The organism is Dorea sp. AF24-7LB (assembly GCF_003478575.1).
Lineage (GTDB): Bacteria > Bacillota > Clostridia > Lachnospirales > Lachnospiraceae > Dorea_D > Dorea_D hominis.
In genome coordinates, this window is sequence record NZ_QUFR01000005.1 from 107,162 (window position 1) to 133,716 (window position 26,555).

At 41.2% G+C, this 26,555-nt stretch carries 24 protein-coding genes and 1 riboswitch; all 24 genes read left to right on the forward strand.

Going from position 1 to position 26,555, the window contains the following annotated elements; all coding sequences use genetic code 11:
• The first annotated feature begins 139 nt into the window (after positions 1 to 139).
• The 24 genes from ilvD to DWY31_RS07155 all read left to right on the forward strand — a co-directional run bounded on the left by ilvD (position 140) and on the right by DWY31_RS07155 (position 26,530).
• Complete coding sequence (gene ilvD / locus DWY31_RS07045) at positions 140 to 1,819, forward strand: dihydroxy-acid dehydratase (RefSeq protein WP_118519885.1); 1,680 nt, start codon at positions 140 to 142, stop codon at positions 1,817 to 1,819.
• Between the two features lie 18 nt (positions 1,820 to 1,837).
• Positions 1,838 to 2,821: an ornithine cyclodeaminase family protein gene (locus DWY31_RS07050; RefSeq protein WP_118519886.1), complete on the forward strand. Its 984-nt coding sequence runs from the start codon at positions 1,838 to 1,840 to the stop codon at positions 2,819 to 2,821.
• Between the two features lie 236 nt (positions 2,822 to 3,057).
• Positions 3,058 to 4,386 (forward strand): bifunctional folylpolyglutamate synthase/dihydrofolate synthase, encoded by a 1,329-nt coding sequence (locus DWY31_RS07055; RefSeq protein ID WP_243060474.1) that lies wholly within the window; start codon positions 3,058 to 3,060, stop codon positions 4,384 to 4,386.
• 73 nt (positions 4,387 to 4,459) lie between these two features.
• Complete coding sequence (gene folE / locus DWY31_RS07060) at positions 4,460 to 5,017, forward strand: GTP cyclohydrolase I FolE (protein WP_118519887.1); 558 nt, start codon at positions 4,460 to 4,462, stop codon at positions 5,015 to 5,017.
• A gap of 50 nt (positions 5,018 to 5,067) precedes the next feature.
• Positions 5,068 to 5,559, forward strand: a complete 492-nt coding sequence (locus DWY31_RS07065; RefSeq protein ID WP_118519938.1) for an HD domain-containing protein — start codon at positions 5,068 to 5,070, stop codon at positions 5,557 to 5,559.
• Positions 5,556 to 6,371 carry a dihydropteroate synthase gene (gene folP / locus DWY31_RS07070; protein ID WP_118519888.1) on the forward strand — a complete coding sequence of 272 codons (816 nt, stop codon included), beginning with the start codon at positions 5,556 to 5,558 and terminating at the stop codon, positions 6,369 to 6,371. The genes DWY31_RS07065 and folP overlap by 4 nt, the downstream gene beginning before the upstream one ends.
• Before the next feature lie 103 nt (positions 6,372 to 6,474).
• Positions 6,475 to 7,329 carry a 2-amino-4-hydroxy-6-hydroxymethyldihydropteridine diphosphokinase gene (gene folK, locus DWY31_RS07075; RefSeq protein WP_118519889.1) on the forward strand — a complete coding sequence of 285 codons (855 nt, stop codon included), beginning with the start codon at positions 6,475 to 6,477 and terminating at the stop codon, positions 7,327 to 7,329.
• Positions 7,330 to 7,401: 72 nt separating this feature from the next.
• The gene (locus DWY31_RS07080; RefSeq protein WP_118519890.1) at positions 7,402 to 7,902 is read left to right on the forward strand and encodes an NUDIX hydrolase; all 501 of its coding nucleotides are present in this window, start codon (positions 7,402 to 7,404) and stop codon (positions 7,900 to 7,902) included.
• Between the two features lie 238 nt (positions 7,903 to 8,140).
• Positions 8,141 to 8,251, forward strand: a riboswitch (glycine riboswitch).
• 80 nt (positions 8,252 to 8,331) lie between these two features.
• Positions 8,332 to 9,579, forward strand: a complete 1,248-nt coding sequence (gene glyA / locus DWY31_RS07085; RefSeq protein WP_118519891.1) for a serine hydroxymethyltransferase — start codon at positions 8,332 to 8,334, stop codon at positions 9,577 to 9,579.
• A gap of 341 nt (positions 9,580 to 9,920) precedes the next feature.
• Entirely contained in the window at positions 9,921 to 10,226 is a 306-nt protein-coding gene (locus tag DWY31_RS14155) for a hypothetical protein (RefSeq protein WP_021860916.1), read from the forward strand.
• A gap of 140 nt (positions 10,227 to 10,366) precedes the next feature.
• Positions 10,367 to 10,561: a hypothetical protein gene (locus tag DWY31_RS14160; protein WP_021860915.1), complete on the forward strand. Its 195-nt coding sequence runs from the start codon at positions 10,367 to 10,369 to the stop codon at positions 10,559 to 10,561.
• A 126-nt stretch (positions 10,562 to 10,687) separates the two neighbouring features.
• Positions 10,688 to 12,238, forward strand: coding sequence for a glycosyltransferase family protein (locus tag DWY31_RS07095; protein ID WP_118519892.1), 1,551 nt, complete (start codon positions 10,688 to 10,690; stop codon positions 12,236 to 12,238).
• Positions 12,235 to 14,454 carry a glycosyltransferase family 2 protein gene (locus DWY31_RS07100; protein ID WP_158575494.1) on the forward strand — a complete coding sequence of 740 codons (2,220 nt, stop codon included), beginning with the start codon at positions 12,235 to 12,237 and terminating at the stop codon, positions 14,452 to 14,454. Before DWY31_RS07095 ends, DWY31_RS07100 begins: the two co-directional genes overlap by 4 nt.
• 19 nt (positions 14,455 to 14,473) lie before the next feature.
• Positions 14,474 to 15,619 (forward strand): glycosyltransferase family 2 protein, encoded by a 1,146-nt coding sequence (locus DWY31_RS07105; RefSeq protein ID WP_118519894.1) that lies wholly within the window; start codon positions 14,474 to 14,476, stop codon positions 15,617 to 15,619.
• Between the two features lies 1 nt (position 15,620).
• Positions 15,621 to 16,598 (forward strand): glycosyltransferase family 2 protein, encoded by a 978-nt coding sequence (locus DWY31_RS07110; protein WP_118519895.1) that lies wholly within the window; start codon positions 15,621 to 15,623, stop codon positions 16,596 to 16,598.
• Entirely contained in the window at positions 16,579 to 17,790 is a 1,212-nt protein-coding gene (locus DWY31_RS07115) for a glycosyltransferase (protein WP_118519896.1), read from the forward strand. Before DWY31_RS07110 ends, DWY31_RS07115 begins: the two co-directional genes overlap by 20 nt.
• A gap of 156 nt (positions 17,791 to 17,946) precedes the next feature.
• A complete protein-coding gene (locus tag DWY31_RS07120) occupies positions 17,947 to 19,281 on the forward strand; it encodes a hypothetical protein (RefSeq protein WP_118519897.1) in 1,335 nt (444 codons plus the stop codon).
• Between the two features lie 33 nt (positions 19,282 to 19,314).
• A complete protein-coding gene (locus tag DWY31_RS07125) occupies positions 19,315 to 20,310 on the forward strand; it encodes an Ig-like domain-containing protein (RefSeq protein WP_118519898.1) in 996 nt (331 codons plus the stop codon).
• A 104-nt stretch (positions 20,311 to 20,414) separates the two neighbouring features.
• Positions 20,415 to 21,128: a TVP38/TMEM64 family protein gene (locus DWY31_RS07130; protein WP_118519899.1), complete on the forward strand. Its 714-nt coding sequence runs from the start codon at positions 20,415 to 20,417 to the stop codon at positions 21,126 to 21,128.
• Complete coding sequence (locus DWY31_RS07135; RefSeq protein ID WP_243060476.1) at positions 21,112 to 22,455, forward strand: TIGR04283 family arsenosugar biosynthesis glycosyltransferase; 1,344 nt, start codon at positions 21,112 to 21,114, stop codon at positions 22,453 to 22,455. The genes DWY31_RS07130 and DWY31_RS07135 overlap by 17 nt, the downstream gene beginning before the upstream one ends.
• 25 nt (positions 22,456 to 22,480) lie before the next feature.
• Entirely contained in the window at positions 22,481 to 23,506 is a 1,026-nt protein-coding gene (locus DWY31_RS07140; RefSeq protein ID WP_118519900.1) for a phosphotransferase family protein, read from the forward strand.
• A gap of 41 nt (positions 23,507 to 23,547) precedes the next feature.
• On the forward strand, positions 23,548 to 24,795 hold the full coding sequence (locus DWY31_RS07145) for an ABC transporter substrate-binding protein (protein WP_118519901.1): 1,248 nt from the start codon (positions 23,548 to 23,550) through the stop codon (positions 24,793 to 24,795).
• A gap of 39 nt (positions 24,796 to 24,834) precedes the next feature.
• Positions 24,835 to 25,731: an ABC transporter permease gene (locus tag DWY31_RS07150; protein ID WP_118519902.1), complete on the forward strand. Its 897-nt coding sequence runs from the start codon at positions 24,835 to 24,837 to the stop codon at positions 25,729 to 25,731.
• Entirely contained in the window at positions 25,718 to 26,530 is an 813-nt protein-coding gene (locus tag DWY31_RS07155) for an ABC transporter permease (protein WP_118519903.1), read from the forward strand. Before DWY31_RS07150 ends, DWY31_RS07155 begins: the two co-directional genes overlap by 14 nt.
• Positions 26,531 to 26,555: the final 25 nt, after the last annotated feature.

A 26,555-nucleotide genomic window follows, 5' to 3' on the forward strand; every position in this document is an offset into this window, starting at 1 on the left:
ACATAACTATCAATTTCCTGTTCTATCCAATGTTAAAAAAATGACATATGATGTAAGAAATAGGAAAACGGTAGACAAGATTAGAAAAGTGCATGGCATAGAACAATCTACAGGAATTATAAAATAAGGAGGTTGTAAGATGGGAGAGAGCTATTGGAACGGAGCGCAGGCGGCACATCGACGTGTTATGATGAAGGCAGCAGGGTATTCAGATGAGGACATTCGCAAAAAGCCACATATCGGCGTGCCAAATTCTTATATGGCTGGTTCGCCGGGAACAGCACATTTAAGACAGGTGACAGAGGCTGTTAAGGAAGGCATCTGGGCAGCGGGCGGAATCCCGGTAGAATTTGGAATCCCGGCAACATGTGGAAATATGGCAAATGGCGCAGATGAGATGAAATATGAACAGGTCGGCCGTGACATTGTTGCGATGTCGATAGAGTTTGTATCGAGAGTACATAATTTTGATGCAATCTGTTGTGTCGCATCCTGTGACCTGATTATTGCGGGATGTTATCTGGCAGCATGCCGGCTAGATATTCCGGCGATGGTTGTGACAGGTGGTTCGATGCAGGCAGGAAATCATTGTGGACAGACGGTTGTAGAAGCAGATCTGGACGCAGCAAGATTTTCTGGCGCATCGGAAGAGGAACTCTTTGACATGGAAGAGTGTGTATGTCCGTCTTTTGGAGCCTGTCCTTCTATGGGAACTGCGAACACGATGCAGATGCTTGGAGAAGTCCTGAATCTGGTAATGCCGGGTACTTCAACAATTCCGGCATCCGATAATGCGAGACTCCGTGCGGCAAGAACAGCAGGAAAATACATGGTTCAGCTTGCAAAATCCGGAAGAACGCCGAAGGATCTCATTACAAAAGAAGTATTGGAAAATGCAATCATGTTTGATATGGCAGTTGCCGGATCTACGAATGCGGTACTTCATATTCTGGCATATGCATATGAACTAGGAATTAAAATTACATTGGCAGATTTTGAAAAATATGCGAAAGAAATTTATTGTATTAACGCGGTTATTCCAAGCGGACCATATACGGTTGTTGATTTTCATTATGCCGGCGGCGTGAAAAATGTAATGAAACAACTGGAGAGTAAATTACATACAGAAGCTCCTACAATTTATGGAAATACATGGAGAGAATTGCTGGAAACAGTGAAAGGCGAGCCAAATAAAGTGATTCACTCGCTGGAAGATCCGGTTGCAAAAGAACCGGGCCTTAAGATTTTACGCGGAAATATTTCCCCGGCAGGATCGATCGTACGTCCAACGGCTGTATATGAAGAAGTAAAATACATCAAAGGCGCGGCAAAAGTATACGAATGCGACCAGGATGCTTATAAAGCAATTATGGATGGTGAGATCGTTCCGGGAGACATTCTGGTCATCCGCTATGAAGGCTGTAAAGGTGCACCGGGTATGAAGGAACTGATGCTTAGTATTGATGCGTTGATCGGGCTTGGGCTGGACAAGAAAGTCGGACTGATCACAGATGCAAGGTTTTCAGGATTCAATTATGGAGCAATTGTCGGACATGTTTCTCCGGAGGCGTATGACGGAGGCGTGATCGCGTTGATTAAAAACGGAGACAAAATTGAAATGGATATTGCAGGAGGAACGGTAAATTTACTTGTTTCAGACGAGGAACTTGCCGAAAGAAAGAAATCCTGGGTACGTCCACCGTTAAAACAGCAGAAGGGTGTATTGAATATTTATGCACAGAACTGCAGACCGGCCGAAGAGGGCGGAGCTATGCAGCCATGGGCACTGGATGCAGATTATGGATATCATCATGAATAGAGAAAAAGGAGGAAGAGTATGTTATTACTTTCAAGAGAAGATATTAAAAGTGTAGTTACAATGAAAGATATGATCGAGGCAGACAAAACTGCGTTTAAAATGACAGTTGACGGAACAGTAAAAACGCCTCTGCGTACAGTTATTGACGGCAAATATGATGGAGCATTTTTGTTTATGCCTGCATATGCGCCGGAATTAGATGCGGCAGCTATGAAGGTAATCGACATTTTCCCACACAATGTGGATAATGGGAAAATGACATCACCGGCACAGGTGATGTTGATTGACGGAAAAGACGGATACGTGATCGCATTGCTGGATGGAACTTATGTTACACAGCTCAGGACGGGTGCGTCTTCCGGTGCAGCATTTGATCTGCTTGCAAAAAAAGAGTGCAAAAAAGGAGCAATGATCGGAACCGGAGGCCAGGCAGCGACACAGCTAGAGGCGATGCTTGCAGCAAGAAAGCTGGATGAAGTAAAAATCTATGATCTCAATGCAGAAAGATGCCAGGTATTTGCCGAACAGATGCAGAAAGAGTTAGCCGATTATGGGGCAAAGATTATAGCAGCAGAAAATTCAGATGCATGTATAGAAGATGCAGATCTAATCATTACCGTTACTCCATCGGCAAAGCCGGTATTTGATGGGACAAAAGTCAAAGCCGGAGCAACGATCAGTTGTGTCGGCACTTATGAGCCACATAAGCATGAAATGGATCCGGCGATCCTTCCAAGAGCATCTAAAATCATCTGCGATTCCAAAGAGGCGGCGCTTTCTGAGACCGGAGATTTATTGATTCCGATAAAGGACGGTATCATTTCAGAAAAGGATATACTTGGAAGCCTTGGTGATGTAATAAACGGTACAATAAAAGGAAGAGAAAATGATGATGAAATCATTGTTTATGAAACAGTTGGCGTAGCGGCACAGGATCTGGTGGCAGCAAAAGTTATTTACGACAAGGCTCTGGAAGCAGGAAAAGGAATGAACTGGGGTTAAGGCAGATATATAACATAGAGATATTAAGAGGTACAGCAACAATGAAAAATGGTTGCTGTACCTCTTAACTTTTAAGATTATTCCTGACAGGAACGGATAAAATATATGAATTATAGACAAAAGAGAAAGTGCTTATTAATAAAAATGATACTATAGAGCATTGATTTTTCTTGAGAGAATGAAAGGTTAGTGCTATTATGAAGAGGTTAGAACAATTTCAGAAAGGAAATAGAAACGTGACTTATAAAGAAGCAAGGGTATATCTGGATGCGATGTCCAGATACGGAAGTGTACTTGGCTTGGATACGATTCGGGGACTGCTTGAGGAACTGGGGAATCCACAGGAGGATTTAAAGTTCATTCATATTGCCGGAACAAACGGAAAAGGATCTGTGCTTGCGTATACTTCAACAATATTAAGTAAAGCAGGATACAGGACAGGACGATATGTTTCACCGACAGTGCTCTCCTATCGTGAGAAGATTCAGGTGGATGGAGAATGGATCTCCGAAAACGAACTTACAGAGTTGACGGAAGAGATAAAAGAAGCGATTGCCGGATTAGAAACAGCAGGTGCACCGATACCGACGCTGTTTGAAGTTGAGACGGCAATGGCTTTTTTATATTTTAAGAAAAAAAGCTGTGATCTGGTTGTGCTGGAATCCGGACTCGGCGGAAGACTGGATGCAACGAATATTGTAAAGACAACTGTGTTGGCGGCATTTGCAACAATCAGTATGGATCATATTGGGATTTTGGGAAATACAATCGAAGAAATTGCAGCAGATAAATGTGAGATTATTAAATCGGGATGTAAAGTTGTGTCTGCAAAACAGAAGCCGGAAGTGAAAAAGATACTGGAAGAAAAGGCAGAAAGAACAGGCTGCCCGTTTACGGAGGCAAAACCGGAACTTTTGATAATACAAAAAGAAACATACAAAGGAATGGATGTAGAAACACCGGATTTTGGAAACCTTCATAGCGGACTTACAGGTGAATACCAAAAAGAAAATCTGGCAACAGCGCTGGAGATAGTTTGTGCGCTTCGAAAAGAAGGATACAAAATACCGGAAGAAGCTGTGCAAATTGGTGTGGCAGAGACAAAGTGGCCGGGAAGATTTACCAGTCTGCGGGAGAATCCCCCTTTGATTGTTGATGGCGCACACAATGAAGATGCAGCAAAAAAGCTCGCTATATCAATAAGACGATATTTTCCGAATTACAGGATCCACCTGGTCATGGGCGTTTTTAAAGATAAAGAATATAAAAAGATCACAGCATTGTTGTGTTCGGACGCAGAGTGTGTATATGCGATTCATCTTCCGAATGAAGAACGCACATTATTGGCAGGAGTGCTTGCGGAAGACGCAGCGAAATATTGTGAGAACGTAATTGTATTTGAAAAAGCGGACGCACATAGTGATTTGGAAGAGGCATTGAAGACTGCATATAGAAATGCAAAAAAAGAGACAGAAGAGAATCAGAAATCCGTTGTGATTGCCTGCGGTTCTCTATCTTATCTGGGAGATGTGATTCAGATTGTGGAAACATGGGATAAAGCATGAAAGTGATATATTTGCAGAAAACAACATTTTTGATAGAATAAAACAGATAGTAGAAATATAGAGGGAGAGAGACATGATCGATCATGAGAAAATAGAACAGGCAGTCCGTTTATTACTGGAAGGTATGGGAGAGGATGTAACAAGGGAAGGCCTTAAAGATACACCGGACAGAATTGCCAGAATGTACGAGGAAATTTATGGCGGAATGGACGAAGATGCAGGAGTCCATCTGACAAAAACATTTACCGTAGACAGCAGCGAGATGGTTATCGAAAAAGACATCACATTTTATTCAACCTGTGAACATCATCTGCTTCCGTTTTATGGGAAAGCACATATCGCTTATATTCCGGACGGAAAAGTTGTAGGACTTAGCAAACTGGCACGAACAGTAGAAGTGTTTGCAAGAAGGCTGCAGTTACAGGAACAACTGACCGGACAGATTGCCGATGCGCTGATGCAGTATATGTGTCCGAAAGGCGCAATGGTTATGGTAGAAGCAGAGCATATGTGTATGACAATGCGCGGCATTAAAAAGCCGGGAAGTCAGACCGTGACAATTGCAAGAAGAGGCGTATTTGAAACCGATCCGACTCTGGAAGAGCGGTTCTTCCGGATGCTTGGGAAATAGATGAAATGGTGAAGATGAAGTCAATGAAACATGCAGAGAAAGAACAGAAGATGGAACGACTAAATACAGTACTCAGACATCCGTTATATCAGCAGTATTACAAAGAACTGAGAGAAGAAGAAAGAGACAGGATCTTCTGCTGTCATCAGATGGAACATTTGTTAGATGTTGCAAGAATTGCATATATTCGGAACTTAGAAAACAATCTTGGATATTCGAAGGAATTGCTGTATACAACAGCGATTTTACATGATATCGGAAAAGCATTGCAATACAAAGAAAAAATTCCGCACGAGATTGCCGGAGCGCAGATTGCAGAGAAAATTCTGGATTCACTGCCAGAGGCAGTCGCCTATACGGAAGAAGAAAAAAAAGAAATTTTGACAGCCATCCGTGGGCATCGCAGGGAACGAAAAGATATGACAAAGTTGGAAAGACTTTTATACGAAAGTGATAAATGTTCCAGAAATTGCTTTGCCTGCCAAGCGAAAAAAGAATGTAACTGGAGTGAAGAAAAGAAAAACAGGGAGATACAGATATGATCATCGGGAAAAAAGAGTTTGATATAAAAAATGAAACGTATGTAATGGGAATTTTAAACGTAACGCCGGATTCATTTTCGGATGGAGGAAAATATAACGGTATGGATAGAGCACTTGCACATGCAAAACAGATGATAGACGAAGGTGCTGCGATCATTGATGTAGGGGGCGAATCGACAAGACCGGGGCATGTACAGATTACGGAGAATGAAGAGATTGCAAGAGTAACACCGGTTATCGAAAGACTGAAACAGGAGTTTGCTGTTCCTGTTTCCATCGACACTTACAAGAGCAGAGTTGCCGAAGCGGCACTTCAGGCGGGTGCTGATCTGGTGAATGACATCTGGGGATTAAAATACGACCCGAAGATGGCAGGAGTGATTGCAAAGTATGATGTGGCATGCTGCCTGATGCATAACCGGGAAAAAGCAGAATATACAGATTTTCTGACGGATTTCATGACAGATATGGAGGAGTGTGTGACACTTGCAAAAAAAGCAGGTATTTCAGAGGATAAGATTATTCTTGATCCGGGTGTAGGATTTGGAAAAACTTATGAGATGAATCTGGAAATCATTGATAAAATGGAATGCCTGAACAAGCTCGGCTATCCGGTACTTCTCGGTACGTCGCGCAAATCTGTGATCGGACTTACTCTTGATCTTCCGGTAGAAGAAAGAGAAGAAGGAACGCTTGTTACAACTGTATATGGTGTACAGAAAGGTTGTGCGTTTGTGCGTGTGCATGATGTACAGAAAAATCTTCGCGCAATCCGCATGACGCAGGCAATTATGCGTGAGCATGAAGTGTAAAATATGGGAAACAGGTAGCTGATTAGGACAATAATACTCATGAAGTTTTGCAAACAGGAAAGCAGACTGGCAGAAAGAGTGACAGGTGTGAGGAATAATAATTATGAAATATATAAATAAAAAAACAAGTCAGGATTATGACCAGATAAAAATTACAGATCTGGAAGTATTTGCCAATCACGGTGTATTTCCAGAGGAAAACAAACTGGGGCAGAAATTTCTTGTGTCAGCAGTGCTTTATACAGATACAAGAAAAGCCGGGAAGACAGATGATCTGACGGCATCTATCCATTACGGTGAAGTCAGTGCATTTATCACAAAATATATGAAAGAACATACCTACCAACTGCTAGAACGGGTGGCAGAAACCCTTGCGGAAGAGATGCTTAAGAGCATATCGGGACTTTGCAAGATCGATCTGGAGATCAAGAAGCCATGGGCACCGGTAGGACTTCCGCTGAAAACAGTCAGTGTGAAGATTTCGCGCGAATGGCATACAACATATATCGCACTTGGCTCTAATATTGGTGACAGTGAAACTTATCTGAATGAAGCAGTCGAAAAAATAGGACAGATTCCTACTTGTACAGTTGAAAAAGTTTCTTCTTATCTTGTAACAGAGCCTTACGGAGTGACAGATCAGCCGGATTTTTTAAATGCATGTCTGAAAATGCGGACGCTATTATATCCGGAAGAATTGTTAAAAGAATTAAACCGGATCGAGAAAGAAGCGGGCAGGGAGCGGATTATACACTGGGGACCGAGAACACTGGATCTGGATATTCTGCTGTATGATGACATCGTACTGGAAGAAGATGATCTCTGTATTCCACATGTTGAAATGCACAAAAGAAGCTTTGTGTTGGAACCATTGGCCGAAATTGCACCGTACAAACGCCATCCGGTATATGGAAAAACAGTGCGGGAAATGTTAGAGGAAATTCAGGCACAGTTATAGTATAATAAACAGGGGCAATGAGGTAGAGAAACTGCAGACAGTAATATCAAGACAGAAGAAGGAGGCAGAAGAATGGAACTTTGGGATATTTATGACAAAGACAAAAATCCAACCGGTCGCACGATGAAGAGAAATGACTGGTGCTTGAAAGATGATGAATATCATCTGACAGTACTTGGAGTAGTTGCAAGACCAGATCACACGTATCTTATCACAAAACGTGTAATGACAAAAGCGTGGGCACCGGGATGGTGGGAAGTATCCGGAGGCGCAGCACAGGCAGGAGAAACTTCGGAAGAAGCTGTTATACGCGAAGTGAAGGAAGAGACAGGGCTGGATGTAAGGAATGCGGAAGGTGGATATTGTTTCACATATCACAGAGAGAACCCGGGAGAAGGAGATAATTACTTTGTAGATGTTTATCGCTTTGTTCTGAATATTGACGAGAGTGATATACATTTACAGGAAGAAGAAACAGCGGGATACCGTTTCGCGACAAAGAAAGAAATTGAAGATCTTGCCGGAGAAGGCATTTTCCTGCATTATGACAGTATCAAAGAAGTTTTCAGATAGATTATCTATAAAATTGATAACTCTATAGATAGATATAATAAATGCACAAAAAATTGATAAAAAAATAACTTATTTTGTAATTATTGACGAAAACAAAAGCATTGTGTATACTAAGAGCAGTTGATAAGTCGGCAGATGAATTCGTGAGATACCGTATGGATAAAGAACAGGGGCTAGGCTTTATCCGAAACGGAGCCGAAGGGGTAGGCAGAAACTCTCAGGTAAAAGGAATGGATTCGGACGACACTCTGGAGAACAATATTTTTAATTGTACCGAAGAAGTAAACTGGTAGTTATATGGGGGAAAACCGATCAGCAATCTTTCAGGTAAAAGGACAGAGGCAGACAAAAGATCTTTAGTAAATGAAGCAAAGGTTTTTTGCCTGTTTTTTATTGGGGGAAACAGGCGTATCGAAGGAGGACAATAAGATGAACAGAATTGAAGATGTAACAAATTATATCAAAGAGTACGATGACGAAGTTGGAAAAGCACTGGAGCTGGAACTTGGAAGACAGAGAAGAAATCTCGAACTGATTGCTTCAGAGAATATCGTAAGCCCTGCGGTTATGCTCGCAATGGGAACCGTTCCAACAAACAAATATGCAGAAGGATATCCGGGAAAACGTTACTATGGTGGATGCGAAGACGTAGATATTCTGGAGAATATTGCAATCGAACGTGCGAAAAAGTTATTTGGTGCAGAGCACGCAAATGTACAGCCACATTGCGGAGCAAATGCTAATACAGCAGTTTATCAGGCACTCATCAAACCGGGTGATACAGTTATGGGACTGAACCTGGCACATGGCGGACATCTGACACATGGTTCACCGGTAAACTTATCAGGACTCTTATATAATTTTGTACCTTACAATGTAAATGATGAAGGATTTTTGGATTATGACGAGATTCGTAAGATTGCACATGAATGCAAACCCAAATTAATCGTAGCAGGAGCATCTGCTTATCCAAGAGAGATCAAATTTGATGTTTTCGCTGATATCGCAAAAGAAGTTGGCGCATATCTGATGGTTGATATGGCTCACATTGCAGGACTGGTGGCAGCAGGACTTCACCAGAGCCCGGTTCCGTATGCAGATGTTGTAACAACAACAACACATAAGACACTGCGTGGACCAAGAGGTGGACTGATCCTTTGCAAAGAAGAGCATGCAAAAGCAATTAACAAAGCTATTTTCCCAGGAACACAGGGAGGACCGCTTGAGCACATCATCGCTGCAAAAGCTGTATGTTTCGGAGAGGCTCTGAAACCAGAATTCAAAGAGTATCAGCAGCAGGTTGTTAAGAATGCAAAAGCACTTGCAGATGCTATGGTAGCAGAAGGATTTAACCTTGTAAGTGGTGGAACAGATAACCATCTGATCTTAGTTGATCTTCAGAATATGAACATTACAGGAAAAGAATTACAGAATCGTCTGGATGAAGTATATATTACTGTTAATAAAAATGCAGTACCGAATGATCCTGCAAGCCCGTTTGTAACAAGCGGAGTTCGTATCGGAACACCTGCAGTTACAACTCGTGGACTGAAAGAAGAAGATATGAAGACAATTGCAAAACTGATCAAGATGACAGTTACAGATTTCGATACAAAAGCAGATGAGATCCGTGCAGAAGTTAACAAAATCTGTGAAAAATATCCGCTGTATAAATAAGAGCTGAAAAACTACATAAATGAATGGAATAGATCCCTTACTCAATTATAAACAGAAAAGTCCGGTGCGTTATGGAGAAGCACCGGATTTTTCTGTAGCTTTTTTCGCACCGCTGTGATAAAATACATCTACAACATATGTTGATTCATAAAAATCTAAGAGTACTTAATTTCAAAAAAATCAAAAACCATTATCAAAAGAATATCAAAACATATTCAAAAGGTTCGAGTCGAACAGGAGAATCCAAACTAAATTTACTTTCTAGCATATTAATAGAAAAGGACGGACTGTGTAGATGTAGACGATTTTTCACTAATCCGTTATACTTAAGGAGGAAACATATGATTAAAAACGAAAAAATAAATATGGAAAATGATGCAATGCTTCAGAAGAATCAGGGTGGGAAGAAAGGTCGTACATTGAAAGATCTTAACTTGATGGACGATTTCCTGTTTGATGTTGCAACAGAAGATTTGGAAACATGTAAGACAATTATTGAGTTTGCAACAGGAAAAAGATTAAAAAGCCTGCGCTGGAAAGAAGGACAGAAAGTAATACATAATCTGCCGGGAAAACGAGGAATCCGTATGGACTTTGTTGCAGAAAAATATTCCTTAACACGAACGGAACAAATGCCGAAGAAGTAGAGCCGGAGCTAGTGGATTTTCTGCATTATATTACAGAAAGCAATGATACAGGATTGCGTGAAAACAGTGACCATCGGCTGAAGGACTTGCATCATAAAATTCAACAAATAAAAGCCAGCGATGAGATGGAGGCGAGTTTTATGAAAGCAGAGGAACGCGAAAGACTGATTAGGGAGAAAGGAAGAGAAGAGGGAAGAGAAGAGGGAAGAGAGGAAGGACGAAGACAAGTAGAATTGATAAAATTACTATTAGAAAAGAAACAGTATGATGACGCAAAGCGAGTAACGGAAGATGAAGAGTATTGTGAACAGTTATGTGAAGAATACAACATATAGATAATGCCTATAATAAAAAAAATCAATTAGACGGTCCGGAAAATGTTCTCTATAATTAATAAGATATAGAAAATGGAGATACTGTGTCTAAAATAAGAATCCAGAGGAGAAAGCGGTAAATCAGATATGGAAGATAGAAGAAAACTGGCGAACGGAAAAGAAATATGGGTCATCAAAGCCGGATTCCCGAATAATGCATCGAAGAAGAACTGGTCTGACTATTTTTTTGCCTGTACATTAAAAAAATATCTGAACAGAGCAGGCGTATATACAGTTATAGAATCCAGAGATGAATGGGAAAACGAAGGTGCAGCGGATGTTGTAGTTGCATTGCGGGGACCGGAAGCATATTATCCGGACAGAAGGGATCCGGATACCATTTACATTATGTGGAATTTAAGCCATCCGGACAGAGTTACGGTGGAAGAGTATAATGCCTATGACCTGGTCTGCATTGGTTCCGCAAAAGAAGAGTATCTGGAAGAGATCTGTAGGAAAGTGCAGGTTCCGGTACGTCAGTTGTTAATCTGTGCAGATATGGAGATCTTTCACCCGGCAAGAGTGGAGAAAGAAAAAAAATATGACTGGGTGTTTGTAGGTAATTCCAGAGGAATTAAAAGAAAAAGTGTTGTTTGGGCGCTGGAGCATCATATCCCGCTTAAGATATGGGGAAAAGGATGGGATAAGTTACTGCCGGAGCACGCCGATGCAGTCATGGCAGAGAACATTCCTAATTATATGCTGCCGGAATTGTACTGGGAGACGAAGATTACATTGAACGATCATTATGAAGACATGACGGAACATGGCTTCATGAATACTAGGATACTGGAAGCAATGGCATGTGGAGTTCCTGTTCTTTCCGATTATATAGATATTATAGAAAAATTATTTGGAGATTCGGTACTGTTTTATACTAATGAAGAACAATTTGTAGAACAGGCAAAAAAAATACAGGTTGATTATCCTGCAATCCGGGAACGGGTAGAACAGATGTGGCAGGTGTTGCAAGAAGAATATTCCTTTGAAAGCCGTGTAGAGCAGCTGCTAACATTAAGAGAAGAATTGCAGGGAGAAAATCAAGGGATATTTGATATGTTTTATAAGAAGTTTGAGCAATTACAAAGCGAAGCGGATACATTGGATTATGAGACATGGCATGATAAATATACAACAATAAAGGAAGCGTATATGCAGCTCCCGTGGATGGCGCAGAGGTCTGAAGAGCTTTTGGAAGATAAGAAGCGGATTCAATTTGAATCTTGCTTTCCGGGACTGAAAGAAAGAATAAAGGTTGCTGAAAGACAAAGAAGAGAGAGAACCTGGAAAGAGCAGGAACAGCATCTTCTTGATGAAACGGCTAAAAAAATAAAAGAAAATGACAAATTAAAAGAACGGAATCAATTTCTGGAAGAATGGAAAGACAGATTGGTGCGTGAAAGAACGGAGCTTCAGGAAAAGTTACAGCGGACTTATGAGGAAAAATCGGAGATTAACAGGAAATTGCAACAGACTTATAGTGAGAAATTCGACCGTGGTGTGGAAATTAAAGAATTAAAACAGATCAACAGAGAGCTGAAGAAGAAGATTGACGGAATCAAAGGATGTAAAACATACCGCCTTGCAAGATGCATAGGCTTCCCGGTCAGAATGTGGAGAAAATTGATAAGAGGATGAAAAAAGTAGGAAAAACAGACGTATCGGTGATTATGCCGGTATATAACACAGAACCTTATTTAAGAGAAGCGCTGGATTCGCTTCTTAAACAGACGAATCCGAATATAGAAATCATATGTGTGGATGATGGATCGACGGATGCCTCGGCTTCCATTTTGAAAGAGTATACAGAAAAGGATCCTCGTGTGCAGATACTAAGGCAAGATCATCAAGGCGCCGGAGCAGCACGGAATCTGGGAATGGAGAGTGCGCAAGGCGAATATCTGCTGTTTCTGGATGCAGATGATTTTTTCACAGATACACTTGTGGAAGAGATTGCCAAAAAAGGTAATAAAACAAATGCGGACGTGATTCTTTTTGGAGCAAGGAAGTATGATGATCTGACAGGGAGATCAGAGCACGTACCGCGTTATCTCTGGAGAAAATTACTGCCGGTACAGGAAGTGTTTTCGAGAAAGACCATGGAAGGGGAACTGTTTACACTGACAACACCTGCTCCGTGGAACAAGTCTTTCCGGCGAGAATATATTCAGGAGCAGAAACTTAAGTTTCAGAATCTTCCAAACAGCAATGATGTCTATTTTACATTGACGGCACTTGGAGCAGCGGAGCGTGTGGCGGCTGTGAGAGAAGATCTGGTATATTACAGAGTCAATTATGGTGGAAGCCTGCAGAACAGAAAGGATCAGAACCCGCTTTGTTTTCTTGAAGCGTATGAATCGGTTTATAAAGAGCTGACAAGAAGAGGTATTTATGAAGAACTGGAGATAGGATTCTGCAATATGGTGGCATCCGGCTGTGTTTATAATCTCCGGACACTTCATTCGGAACAGGTGCGCCAGAAAGTGATCGATAAATTATGTTCGGACAGATTTCTGGATATGCATTTGTTGGAGCATGCGGATGAAGAATACGATATGCCTGAAAATATCAATTATCTGCGTGGACTTCCATATGCCAGAGAGGTGAGAAAAGAACGGGAACGCAGACAGAATTATGGAGATATACGTTGCATAAAGGAAGGAAAGTCAACCGCGCATCCGGTAGTTACTGTTGTGATTGCCGCTTATAATGTGGAAAAATATCTGGAAGAGAGTCTGGACAGCATTACAGGACAGACTTTAAAAGAGTTGGAGATTATCTGTATTGATGATGGTTCCACGGATTATACACTGGGAATTTTGAAGCATTATGCAGAAGAAGATGAGAGAATTTCTGTATATACACAGGAAAACTGCGGATTGTCTGTGACAAGAAACAGAGGAATGAAAGCAGCATCCGGAGATTATATTTATTTTATGGACAGTGATGACTGGCTGGAACGGGAGGCACTGGAACAGCTTGCCGGAAGATGTCAGGAACATGATTTGGAAGTTTTATACTACGATGGCTGTGCATTCTTTGAAGAGAAAGACATGGAGGATGTGCACAACGAATTTGACGGATATTACCAGAGAAAGGGCAACTATCCTGCCTGTTGTGATGGGAAAGAAATGTTTCAAAGGATGCAGAAGACAAAAGAGTACCGCACAAATGTAGGCATGCAGTTTTTTAAACGCCGGTATCTTGAGGAACATCATTTTGCTTTTCAGCCGGGTATTTTGCATGAGGATATTGATTTTACATTTATGACAATGCTGATGGCAGAGAGATGTGGATATTGGAAGAAGGAATTCTTCCACCGCAGAGTGCGATCGGGTTCTATTATGACGGCAAAGACCAGTTTTGAACATATTTACGGACTGATGAAGAGCTATGTGGCGATGGAACATTTTCTGGAAATCCATTCCATGCCGGAAGAGATGGCAGATGTCCTTTATGATACAATGCATACTGTATTATGGCGTGCGGCAAAACAATATTCCGAGATGCCGGAGGCACAGAAGTACGCATATGAAGGATTGTGGGGGCTGGATAAGATCCAGTTCCAGACGCTGGTGAGAGAGCATACACGGATCACGGAAAAACTGTTCCGGACATATAAGGAAAAATCCGAGATCAACCGTAAACTTCAGATCACATATGGAGAGAAATTTGACCGTGGAGTGGAGATTAAGAAGCTGAAAAAAGAACTTGCGGAAACCAGAAAAGAGCTTACAAAGACACAGAAAAAGCTGTCGGGCATCCAATATTCGGCTACTTACCGTGTAGCCAGAGTGATTGGATTTCCCATCCGTATGATACGCAAACTTTTCAAAAAAGCGAAGGAACAATAAGAAACGAGGAACTTGGAATATGAAGAAAGTATCGGTGATCATACCGGTTTATAATGTAGAAGAATATCTGGAAGAATGTATGGAGAGCGTGATCCATCAGACACTGAAAGAGATTGAGATTCTCTGCGTTAATGATGGCTCAACGGATCATTCGCTGCAGATTCTGGAGCAGTATGCGAAAAAAGATGACAGGATCCGCATTATTTCACAGAAAAATGGTGGCTATGGGAAAGCGATGAATCAGGGATTGGATGCGGCATCCGGTGAATATATCGGCATTGTCGAGCCGGATGATTATGTTCCGTTAAATATGTATGAAGATTTGTATAGAAAAGCAAAAGAACAGAATCTGGATTTTGTGAAAGCTGATTTTTACCGTTTTGTAACCGCAGAGAATGGAAATAAAGAATTATATTATAATCATCTGAGTTTGAATCCGGAAGATTACAATCATGTGTTTAATCCGAGTGAAACACCGGATGCAATCCGCTTTATTATGAATACATGGAGTGGTATTTACAGAAGAGATTTTCTTGAACAGTATAAAATAAGACATCATGAGACACCAGGAGCATCTTTTCAGGATAATGGCTTCTGGTTTCAGACGTTTATCTATGCGAAACGTGCAATGATTTTAGATACACCTTATTATATGAATCGCAGAGATAATCCGAATTCATCCGTGAATAACCGTGAAAAAGTATATTGTATTAATCAGGAATATGACTATATTAAAGATATTTTAATGCGGGATGAAGTGTTGTGGAATCGTTTCCGCCATGTATACTGGTTTAAAAAATATCACAATTACCTCGGTACACTTTGGCGGATCGCAGAAGAATACCGCTATGAGTATCTGATGCGGTTCAGTGAGGAATTAAAAAGAGGAATTGCATTAGGAGATGTTAATCCGGATACATTTACAAAGAAAACATGGAATAACATTGAACGGATAGTGCAAGATCCGGAGCATTATTATAAAATGTGCGTGTATCCAAGAACCATCAATCAGCAGGTGTTCGAACAGATTACGAAGCTGGAAGAAGAAAATCAGGAACTTCGCCAAGAGATTAAAAAGATCAGGAGTTCCAAAACATTTCGTGTTGGAAAACTTCTCCTTGGAGCACCGAGTCTTTTAAAGAAGAAACTTCGTGGAGGCAGATAAAATGTGCAAAGTATCGGTGATCATTCCGGTTTATAATGGAGAAACATATCTTGCGCAATGTCTGGACAGTATCATCGGACAGACGTTAAAAGAGATTGAGATCATATGTGTAAATGACGGATCGAAAGACCGGACACAGCAGATTCTTGAAAAATATGCGGAAAAAGACAGCCGTATCCAAATAATCAGTCAGGAGAACGGCGGCGCCGGAGCGGCGAGAAATGCAGGACTTCGCATTGCAAGAGGAGAATATTTATCCATTCTGGATGGAGACGATTTCTTTGAACCGGATATGCTGGAAAAAGCATATAAAAAAGCAAAAGAAAGTCGGGCAGAGCTTCTGGTGTTTGGATCAGATCAATACTACGAAACAACCGGCGAGTACAAAAGTGTGACATGGACGATCAGGCGGCATGCACTTCCTCCATACCGCCCGATGAATTACCGACAGTTTACCGATAATGTATTCAAAGTATTTGTCGGATGGACATGGGACAAGCTTTTTCTTCGAAGCTTTGTAGAGGAACAGAGGCTTTATTTCCAGGAACAGCGCACATCAAACGATCTGCTATTTACCTTCCTTGCTATTGTGACCGCAAAGAATATAGAGATTCTGGATGAAGTACTCATCCATCAGCGCAGAGACAATCAGAATTCGCTGTCTAACACAAGAGAACAGTCATGGACCTGCTTTTATGAAGCACTTCTGGAACTTCGAGAGGAGTTGAAAAAAAGAGGACTCTATCATGAACTGGAGCAGGACTATATCAATTATGCATTGCATTTTTCGCTCTGGAATCTGGAGACGTTGAATGGCCCAAAGAAGAAAGAACTGTATCAGATATTAAAGAAAACCTGGTTTCACGAACTGGGAATAGACGGAAAAAAAGCGTTTTATTTTTACCAGAAGGGAGAATACCGCAAGTATCAGAATATTCGAAAGAAAAGCTGGAGAGTTTATGAACAGGAGCAGAGATAAGAACGAAGATAAAAAAATGATACAAGTGAATAATGTCAGAGAAGAGTCGGGAGAGCATGTGCCGAAGGTATCCGTGATCATTCCGTTTCATAATGCGCAGAGTCACCTGGAAGAGATGATGGATTCTGTAGAAGTGCAGACATTACGGGAGATTGAGATTCTGTGCGTCAGTGACGGATCAGAAGATGACTCCATTAAGATTATTCGTGAGCGCATGGAGAATGATCCGAGAATTCATCTGATCGAGCAGGAAAAGCACAATGCCGGAGTTGCAAGAAACAAAGGTTTGGAATGTGCAGTGGGGAAATATGTTGTGTTCTGGGATGCAGATGACCGGTTTCATCCAAAAGCACTGGAGGAATTGTATCACAAATCCGAGCAGGTCCAGGCAGACATCTGTGTCTGTGAAGTGTGTGAATTTCGCGGGGACGGCAAATTATATGAAACAGGCGGATATCTGCAAAAAGATAAATTGCCGGAGAAAGATCCATTTAATAAATATGACATACCGGGGGATATCTTTGGCTTTGCATCGAACATGCTGTGGAATAAAATGCTTCTCAGAGCGTTCATTGTGGAAAATGAGATTACATTCCAGGATATCCGGCAGGGAAATGATACTGCATTTGTCATGCAGGCAATGTATCAGGCAGAGCGGATTACAACGGTCAGTAAAGAGCTCGCTTATTATAGAATGAACAATCCAGGAAGTTTAACGTCACAGGCATCAGAGACATGGAAATGCCCATTTGAATCGTATCGTTATACATGGGAACAGTTGAAAAAGCAAGATGATTTTGCGTTGGTAGAGAAAAGTTTTCGCAATAAGATGATAAGAGGATTGTTTCGGTCTTTGAATATACAGACTTCTTTTGCCGCTTATCAAGAATTGTATGATTTTCTGAAAGAGGAGGGAATGCGTGCGGTTGATCTGGAGGACGTGACAGAAGATATGGTAGAAGAACCATGGATGTATGCGGATCTCATGCGAATGAAGTCGATGTCGGCAGGAGACTTTCTTCTATGTAAAGCAACGGAACGGATGAATGACAGAGACCAGTTAAAATATACGCTTCGCAGGGTGCGCAGGAGACTGGCATTCCTACTGGCTCTTAATGAGAAAATAAAGCGATTAAAGAAGAAAATTAAAGGGAAATCTAAGAAAAGTATCGATGAAGAAGGAAACAGATAGAAAATCTATTGATTAAAACGACAAAAATATAAAATATGGCTTATTTATTGATATAAATGATAAATAAGCCATATTTATTGAATTTATCAATTAGAGAAAAGCCGGAAAATATGATACGCTACATAATAGACTATCAGGTCATTTAGGAGGAAAAACATGAAAAACAACAGATGGAAGAAGGCACTTTCTGTTGCTCTCGTCTGCTGTATGCTGGCTGGAACAGGACAGGGATTCACTGTTCATGCACAGGACGAAGCAGCGCAGGAAGAGGCAGTAGTAACAGCTGTTAAAGCTACGCCAGACACGCTTCCGGAGGACGGAGGGACGATTACGGTTAAAGCAACCGGAACAGGTCTCACATCCGAAAATTGGGGAGTAGAATTTGATGCGACTTTGAAAGAGGGAGGAATGTCTGTATCGAACAAGATACAGCCTACAGTCAAAGAAGTGAAAAAAGACACTGCAATCATCGAAGTTCCGGAGAACCCGATGAGGAATGATATTGACTTAAAGATCAAAGCAGGTGTCAAAAACGGGGAAACAATTGAGGAACAGGCTGAGACAACAGTCTTACTGGAAAAGAAGACAAGAGATATGGTGGAATTTCCAGTAGAGCAGATCGCACAGACAGGTTCCAATGTGATCACAGCAACCTTCAAGGAAGATATCCAGTTTGGATATGCGGATATGGAGAGAGTTAAGAGCAAAATCTATATTGCGAAAATGCACGGTACATTCGAGAAAATCCGTACGGTTTCAGATGAAGATGAAGTGATCATCGAAGGAAATCAGCTTATCGTTCGCTTCAAAGAAGATTTTACGAAAAACGAACTTGGAGTGGATTCCGGTCTTTATGTCGGAGCCGGTGCGTTAAAAAATGACGACAACAAATATAACAAAGAAGTATCATGGTCAATCACTACAAAACCAACGATCAGCCAGATTGATCTTAGTAAAGAGGTTCTTGACTATCAGGGTGGAACAGTAACTGCCACACTCAAAGGTGTACGTGTAGATGAGATTGATATTGAAAAGGATGTAGAAGCGTATTTAACCGGAGCAGGAGAAACAGATGCGGCAGTCGGAACAACGCTTGATGTTGTAAAGACAGAGAATGGTCTGCAGATGACAGTAACTGTACCGGAGAATACGACAGACAATACAATGGCCTATGCGATCAATGTAAAGTATAAGGGCATGTTAGTATACGAAGGAAACAATGGAAACCCGGCGAAGAAGGCGATCATTTCTGTATTGGCAAAAGGAACAGACCCGGCCAAGCAGACATTGGCAACAATGACGATCACCGGTAATAACAAAGACAACACGGGTGATTTCAATAAAGATATTACAGTAAAAGTATCCCCACAGGTCGGAGAATTAAAAACCGTTCTTCGTCTGTATGGAACAAATCTTGATTCCAAAATAGTAAAAGTTCGTGCCATCGATGAGAATGGAATTATCTTCCCGGTGTACGACATTCCGGAATGAGATGGCACCTTACGATTCGTTGCAATCGCAGGAATGAATAAGAACGGAGCAGTTGGTGATGGAAACAGTCAGCTGATCGAAGTCCTTCCGGCAAGATTCGCCGGCACAAGAACAGACGAACCTAAGAAATTTACAATTCAGGTAGCACTGGATGGAAAACATTTCCTGGAAAGTCCGTCCGTAGTATTAAGAGTAGATAATACTGGAATCAGAGAAGAGACAGAATACGCATTTACAGATAAAGAAGACATTCGAACAGTCACTGTAAATTACAAAGAAGAGGGCACAGGAAAAGCCCTTGCAAAACCGGATAAATATGAGGCTTATGCAATCTCAATGGTACAACAGTTTGACATTGCGCCGAAGAGTATCCCGGGATATGAAGTAGTGAAAAGCAAAGCGGGAGAACCGGTCATCAGCCCGGCAGTAAAATGGGATAAAGATCTGATCGGGGATGCCGGCCGCAATTACACATACACATATCGCAGATTAAAACCTGCAACTATAAAAGTGAAAAAAGTTAAAGTTACAGGTTCTTATAAAAAAGTCGCAGCAGGAAAGAAAGTGAAGCTTACCGCAGCGGTTTCACCATCCAATGCGACAAACAAAGCAGTCACATGGAAGAGCAGCAATACAAAAGTTGCAACTATAGATAAATATGGCAATGTGACATTAAAGAAAAATTCAGGTGGTAAGAAAGTTACCATTACAGCAACTGCAAAAGACGGAAGCAAAGTGAAAGCCGGTTATACGATCACTTCTATGAAAGGAATTGTGAAAAAGATCAGCATTTCCGGAGCCAAATCTGTAAAAGCAGGAAAGACTTTAAAATTAAAAGTAAAAGTAACTGCAAGCAAAGGTGCAAACAAAACAGTCAGATGGACAAGCAGTAATACAAAATATGCAACTGTTTCATCTTCCGGTAAAGTAACTGCCAAGAAAGCCGGAAAAGGCAAAAAAGTGAAGATTACAGTAACAGCAACTGACGGAAGTAATAAGAAGAAAACAGTAACAGTAAAGATCAAATAGTGAAAATGATCTGGTAGTCAAGGAAACACAATTACATTCAATAATAAGCAGGGGTTTTGTCCCAACACTAGTTATAAAGTTAAAAGGTATGGAAGAGTAGCGGTATGAACGAAGAGAAGAAAAAAGAAAACCATATAAAATTAATTATTTTTGTCGTAATCATCATAACAATTCTGGTGCTGAACCATATATTCGGATGGTCGAAATATATTGGTAATATCAACAACCTGAAGATGTTAGACGATATGGTAGACAATAACCTGCCGGTGGCACTGGCAATCTATGTAGGGCTTACAATTGTCGGTTGTGTAGTACTGGCATTGCCGGGAATCACATTTGCCATTGCAGCCGGACTTCTCTTCGGACCGGTGCTCGGAACTATTGTATGTTCCGTAGCAACAACAATCGGTGCGATGCTTGCATTTATTGCAGGAAGATTTTTCTTGAAAGACAGTATCAAACCGGCAGCTATGAAGAACAAATATTTGAAAAAATGGTTATTTGATGAATCTGGAAACAACGAGATCTTTATCTTAATGATCACAAGACTGGTGCCTCTGTTCCCATATAATTTACAGAACTTTGCATATGGTGTGACAGATATCAAATTTATGACCTACACCGTATGTTCCCTCCTTTTTATGTTGCCGGGAACGGCAATGTATACAGTAGGAACAGCCGGACTGGCAGATAAAGAGAATCGAATTTTATATATCGGAATTGCAGTCGTACTCGCAGTGGTTGTGCTTGCAATGGGTGCGTTCCTCAAAAAACGTTATGTACAGCCGGAAGAGAGTGAGAATGAACATGAAGAATAAACGGGCGGTGATCGTCTTTACAAGAGTGCCTGTTCCGGGAAAGACTAAGACGCGGCTGATGCCGTATTTTACACCGAAACAGTGTGAGCAGATACATATTTGTCTGCTTAAGGATATTGAGAGAGAATGTGAGCAGGCGGCAGCAGATATTTTTGTCTGTTACACGCCGGAAGATAAGGAGAAGAAGATCCGTAAGATTTTTGGAAAAGAAGCAAAATATTTTCCGCAGAGAGGCGAAGACCTTGGTGTGCGGATGTATGTTGCGATTGAAGATGTCCTGAAGATGGGATATGATTCCTGCATTTTATTTGGTACAGACATCCCGGAACTTCATAGCACAGATATGGAAAATGCATTCCGTATATTAGAGACGAAGGATATTGTATTCGGACCAACGGAAGACGGCGGTTACTATCTGGTTGGAATGAATGAGCCACACAAAGAAGTATTCGAAAAGCAGAGTTATGGACATGCCAGTGTGATGGAAAATACACTGGCAGGACTGAAAAAAGTCGGATTACAGGTCGGATGTATCCGGGAATTAAGTGACATTGACAGAAAAGAAGATGTCATAGCTTTCCGGCAGAAGATGCGGGAGAATTCGAAATTACAGAAAACGCAGACTGGAAAATACCTGATGCGTACAACGAAGATATCAATTATTATACCGATTTACAATGAAGAGACAACGATCCTTGCTATGAAACGGCAGATGGAAGGCCTGAAAGATAAATGTGAAGTTATATTTGTAGATGGTGGAAGTACAGACCGGACATTGGAATTGCTGGGAGATACATTTCCGGTATATCATTCGGACAAAGGAAAGGCAGCACAGATGAATGTCGGTGCAAAGAACAGCCACGGAGATATTTTATGTTTTTTGCACTGTGACAGCGAAATTCCGGTTACACTTGTACCGGAGATCCGGTATGTAATGAAAGACCATCAGGCAGGATGTTTTGGAATCGCATTTCATTCAAAAAATTTCTTTATGTGGACATGCCGCGTGATTTCCAATCACCGGATCAAAGACCGGAAAGTCATGTTCGGAGATCAGGGTATATTCGTGACAAGAGAGCTGTTCTTTGAAGCAGGAATGTTTGCAGAACTGCCGATACTGGAAGATTATCAGTTCTCATTGACTTTAAAAGAAAAAGGTATCCGCTTAGGAATGGCAAGACATCGTATTTACACATCGGACAGACGTTTCCCGGATGGAATCATTCCAAAATTAAAGCTCATGTGGCTGATGAACCGGTTACGCAAGATGTATCGGGATGGTGTTTCGATCGAGAAGATCGCAAGTCTCTATAAGGATGTGCGATAGATGTATTGTAATTTAGGAGATAAATATGGATAGCATTAAAGGATTAAAAGAATATATCCGCCTTCCCTTTTACCGGGAGGTATTGGGGCTTTCGGAGGAAGTGACAGAGAGATATGAGATGTTGGCGCAGGGTGAATATAACCGTAATTATGTATTTACACATCCGGTGACAGGTAAGAAACTGGTGCTCCGCGTGAACTGCGGAAGCCAGATGCAGTTAAGACATCAGATTGAATATGAATTTCACGCATTGAAACTTCTGGAATCTTCAGGAAGAACACCGAAGCCATTTTATGTTGATGGCAGTCTGGAGTATTTGGACCATGGTATTATGGTCATGGAATTTTTGCCTGGAACAACTTTGGATTATCACAAAGGGCTGGGTGGTGCAGCAGAATGTCTTGCAGATATTCACAGTGTGAAGATACCGAAAGAAGGTATGCACACACTGATCACACCGGAGAATCCGCTGGAAGCGATTTTGGATGAGTGTGAGGAAATGGTGAAGACATATATGGAATCATCGCTTGGTGAAGAAGGGAAGAAAGAAAAGATTCGTGAGATGCTGGATACGGGCTGGGAGATTGTAAGAAGCATTCCGAATGAGCCGGTTTACCAGTGCTGCGTCAATACAGAATTGAACAATACGAATTTTCTTGTAGATGAGAAGGGATATACTTATCTCGTAGACTGGGAAAAACCGTTATATGCCGATCCGGCGCAGGACCTCGGACATTTTCTGGCACCGACAACGACATTCTGGAAGACGGATGTGCTGTTAGAAAGAGAGGAGATGTTAGATTTCCTCGATACATATATTAGAGCGGTTGCCGGAAGATTCGATGTCACAGGACTGAAGAAACGTGCCATGCAGTTTACAGGAATCACTTGCCTGCGTGGAATTACATGGTGTGCCATGGCATGGGTACAGTACAGAGAGCCTGGGAAAATGTTATTTAACCAGTCTACGTTTGAGAAATTGAACGCATATCTGGACACAGATTTTCTGGAGAAGATGCATCAGTTTCTGAAAGATACATTTTGTATGTAAATAAAATTTACATAAATATATGATACAAAGGGAGAGACACAATGAAAAAGAAACTTTTGTCAGTGTTGCTTGCAACTACGATGACACTTTCACTTGCAGCATGCAGCAACAACAGCAGCAAAGATTCTTCGGACAAGAAAAATTCGAAAGTGGAAGAGATGTCATTTGATGACATGAAAAAGGAAGCCAAAGGCTCAACCGTAACATTTTATGGATGGGGCGGTGATGAAGTCCTGAATAAATGGCTGGATGATGTATTCGCACCGGACATGAAAGAAAAATACGACATTAAAATGGAACGTGTTCCGATGGACATCGACCAGATTTTAAGCCAGTTATCCGGAGAAATGGAAGGAAACAAAAAAGATGGCGACATCGACATGATATGGATCAATGGAGAGAACTTCAAATCAGCAAAAGAGAAAAACATGCTGTACGGACCATTTACAGACAAGCTTCCTAACTTCTCAAAATATATTGACACCAAGTCTGAAGATGTAAATTATGATTTTGCATATCCGATCAAAGGATACGAAGCACCATACGGAAAAGCACAGTTTGTATTTATGAAAGACAATGCTGTTGCAAAAGAAACTCCAAAGAATGCAGAAGAATTCTTAGAGTTCTGCAAGAAATACAAAGGAAAAGTAACCTATCCAAAACTTCCGGACTTCACAGGAAGCGTATTTGTACGAAATATCATTTATGAAACCTGTGGTGGATACGAGCAGTTCATGGATATGAAAGCAGACAAAGCAACTGTGAAAAAAGCAATTCAGCCAGCACTGGATTACCTGAAGAAATTAAATCCATATCTGTGGAACGGTGGAAAATCATTCCCGGATTCCTCTACAAAGTGTGAGAAGATGTACTCTGACGGCGAACTGGTTATGTATATGACATATGACGCTTATGATGCAGCTGTAGGAATTGACAACGGAACCTATCCGAAGACAACTCAGACATTCCAGTTTGACAAAGGAACAATCGGTAATACGAACTTTATGGCGATCGCAGCAAACTCTGCTAACAAAGCCGGAGCAATGGTAGCAATCAATGAGATGATGTCACCGGAGATCCAGGCAAGCCGTTACAAAGAGATGAAGACTCTTCCGGTTGTATCTTATGACAAACTGTCTGATGACCAGAAGAAAGAATTTGACAATGTTGACTTAGGAAAAGGTGTTATCGCACAGGATGAGCTCCTTTCCAAGAGACTTCCTGAGATGCCTGCACAGCTTGTTCCGGTTATCGAAGAGATCTGGCAGGAAGAAGTAGTCGGCAAATAATTTAGCAAAATAAGATTTAGTAAGTGTGGAAAAGAATACATGTGGAAAAAATTCATACCATATGCGTTGTTGGTTCCGCAGATTATACTTGGAATCATATTTATAGCAGGACTGGCAACCGGAATCACCCAAAGTCTTGGGGTGATTCCGGCTTTTGGTCTTACAGAACCAACATTTAAATATTATAAAGAGATCTTATCCAGACCGGATATTGTAAAATCAATCATTTACAGCTTGTATATTGCAGTCACATCAGCAACTCTGGCAGTTCTGATCGGAGTCGGAATGTGTGCGGTACTTGTTATGAATACAGATACAAAAGGAAAAGGGATGCGGATCATTCAGCTCCCGATCATTGTGCCTCATGTAGTCGTTGCACTGTTTGTAGTGAATATTCTTTCGCAGAATGGTCTGCTTGCCAGACTTTTATGTGCAATGGGATTTATTAAAGAACAGCAGGATTTTGTACAGCTTTTGTACAGTACGAATGGTGTAGGAGTCATTATTGCATATTTGTGGAAAGAGATTCCGTTTGTGATTTATTTTGTCATTGCACTGATGGCCAATATTAATGGAAGTCTTGGAGAAGCAGCGATCAATCTGGGTGCATCCAGATTGAAGGCATTTATGAAAGTTACACTGCCACTTTGCCGAAGAGCGATTGGCAGCAGTTTTCTGATCATTTTTACATTTGCACTGGGCGCTTATGAGCTTCCGCTTTTACTGGGACCGACCTCCCCGGAAGCATTACCGATCCTGGCACATACACAGTACATTCATCCGGATCTTGAAAATCGTCCGTATGCAATGGCGTTGAATGGAATTATTACTATTATTTCCATGATCTGTGCAGTTGCATATTTTCGGCTGATGCAGAAAAATACAGAGATTTTAAATCGTAGAAAGGCTAAGAAAGAGCACAATGAAAAAAAGTAACAGTTATTTAGGCAAAATCCTGCTTGGGATATTTGTATTTCTCATTCTATTTCCGATACTGACGATGATCGTCTGGGTATTTACAGAACGGTGGGCATGGCCGAATCTCCTGCCACAGGTTTTTTCTACTCGTGCATTAGATGAAGTATTTGGAAGAAAAGAAGAATTAATACAGTTGTTTGCATCCAGCATTTTTATTTCTGCTGTTGTAGGTGTGTTGTCAGTAATGATAGGCACAATGACAGCAAGAGCGCTTGTGCTGTATGATTTTGCAGGAAAAGGCTTCTTTTATTTCCTTTCGATGTTACCATTTTTAGTGCCTTCTACTGTATTTGCGATGGGAATCCAAGTATCCTTCATACGCTGGGGACTGAGCAATACCGTTATCGGAGTCGTCGTAGTACATACGATTTGTTCGCTTCCGTATGCAGTACATCTGATGATTGAAGGAACAGAGGCAGTTGGAAATAAACTCGAAGAGCAGGCAAGAGTACTTGGCGCCGGACCATGGAAAGCATTTTTCAAAGTGACATTTCCGATGTTAATGCCTGTGATGTTAGCTTCTATGAGTATGTCTTATATTGTTTCGTTCAGCCAGTATTTCATTACATTGCTGATCGGTGGAGGAAGTGTCAAGACATTCGCGATTGTTATGGTGCCGTATCTGCAAGGCGGCGACCGCAATATCGCAAGTATTTACAGCATGATCTTCCTGGGAATTACTTTGATCGTGTTTGCGATATTTGAAGGAATCAGTAAGTTGTGGACGAAAAATGGAAGCGGAGAATATTACACATAAGAGATCGGGAAATGTGGAAAATAGA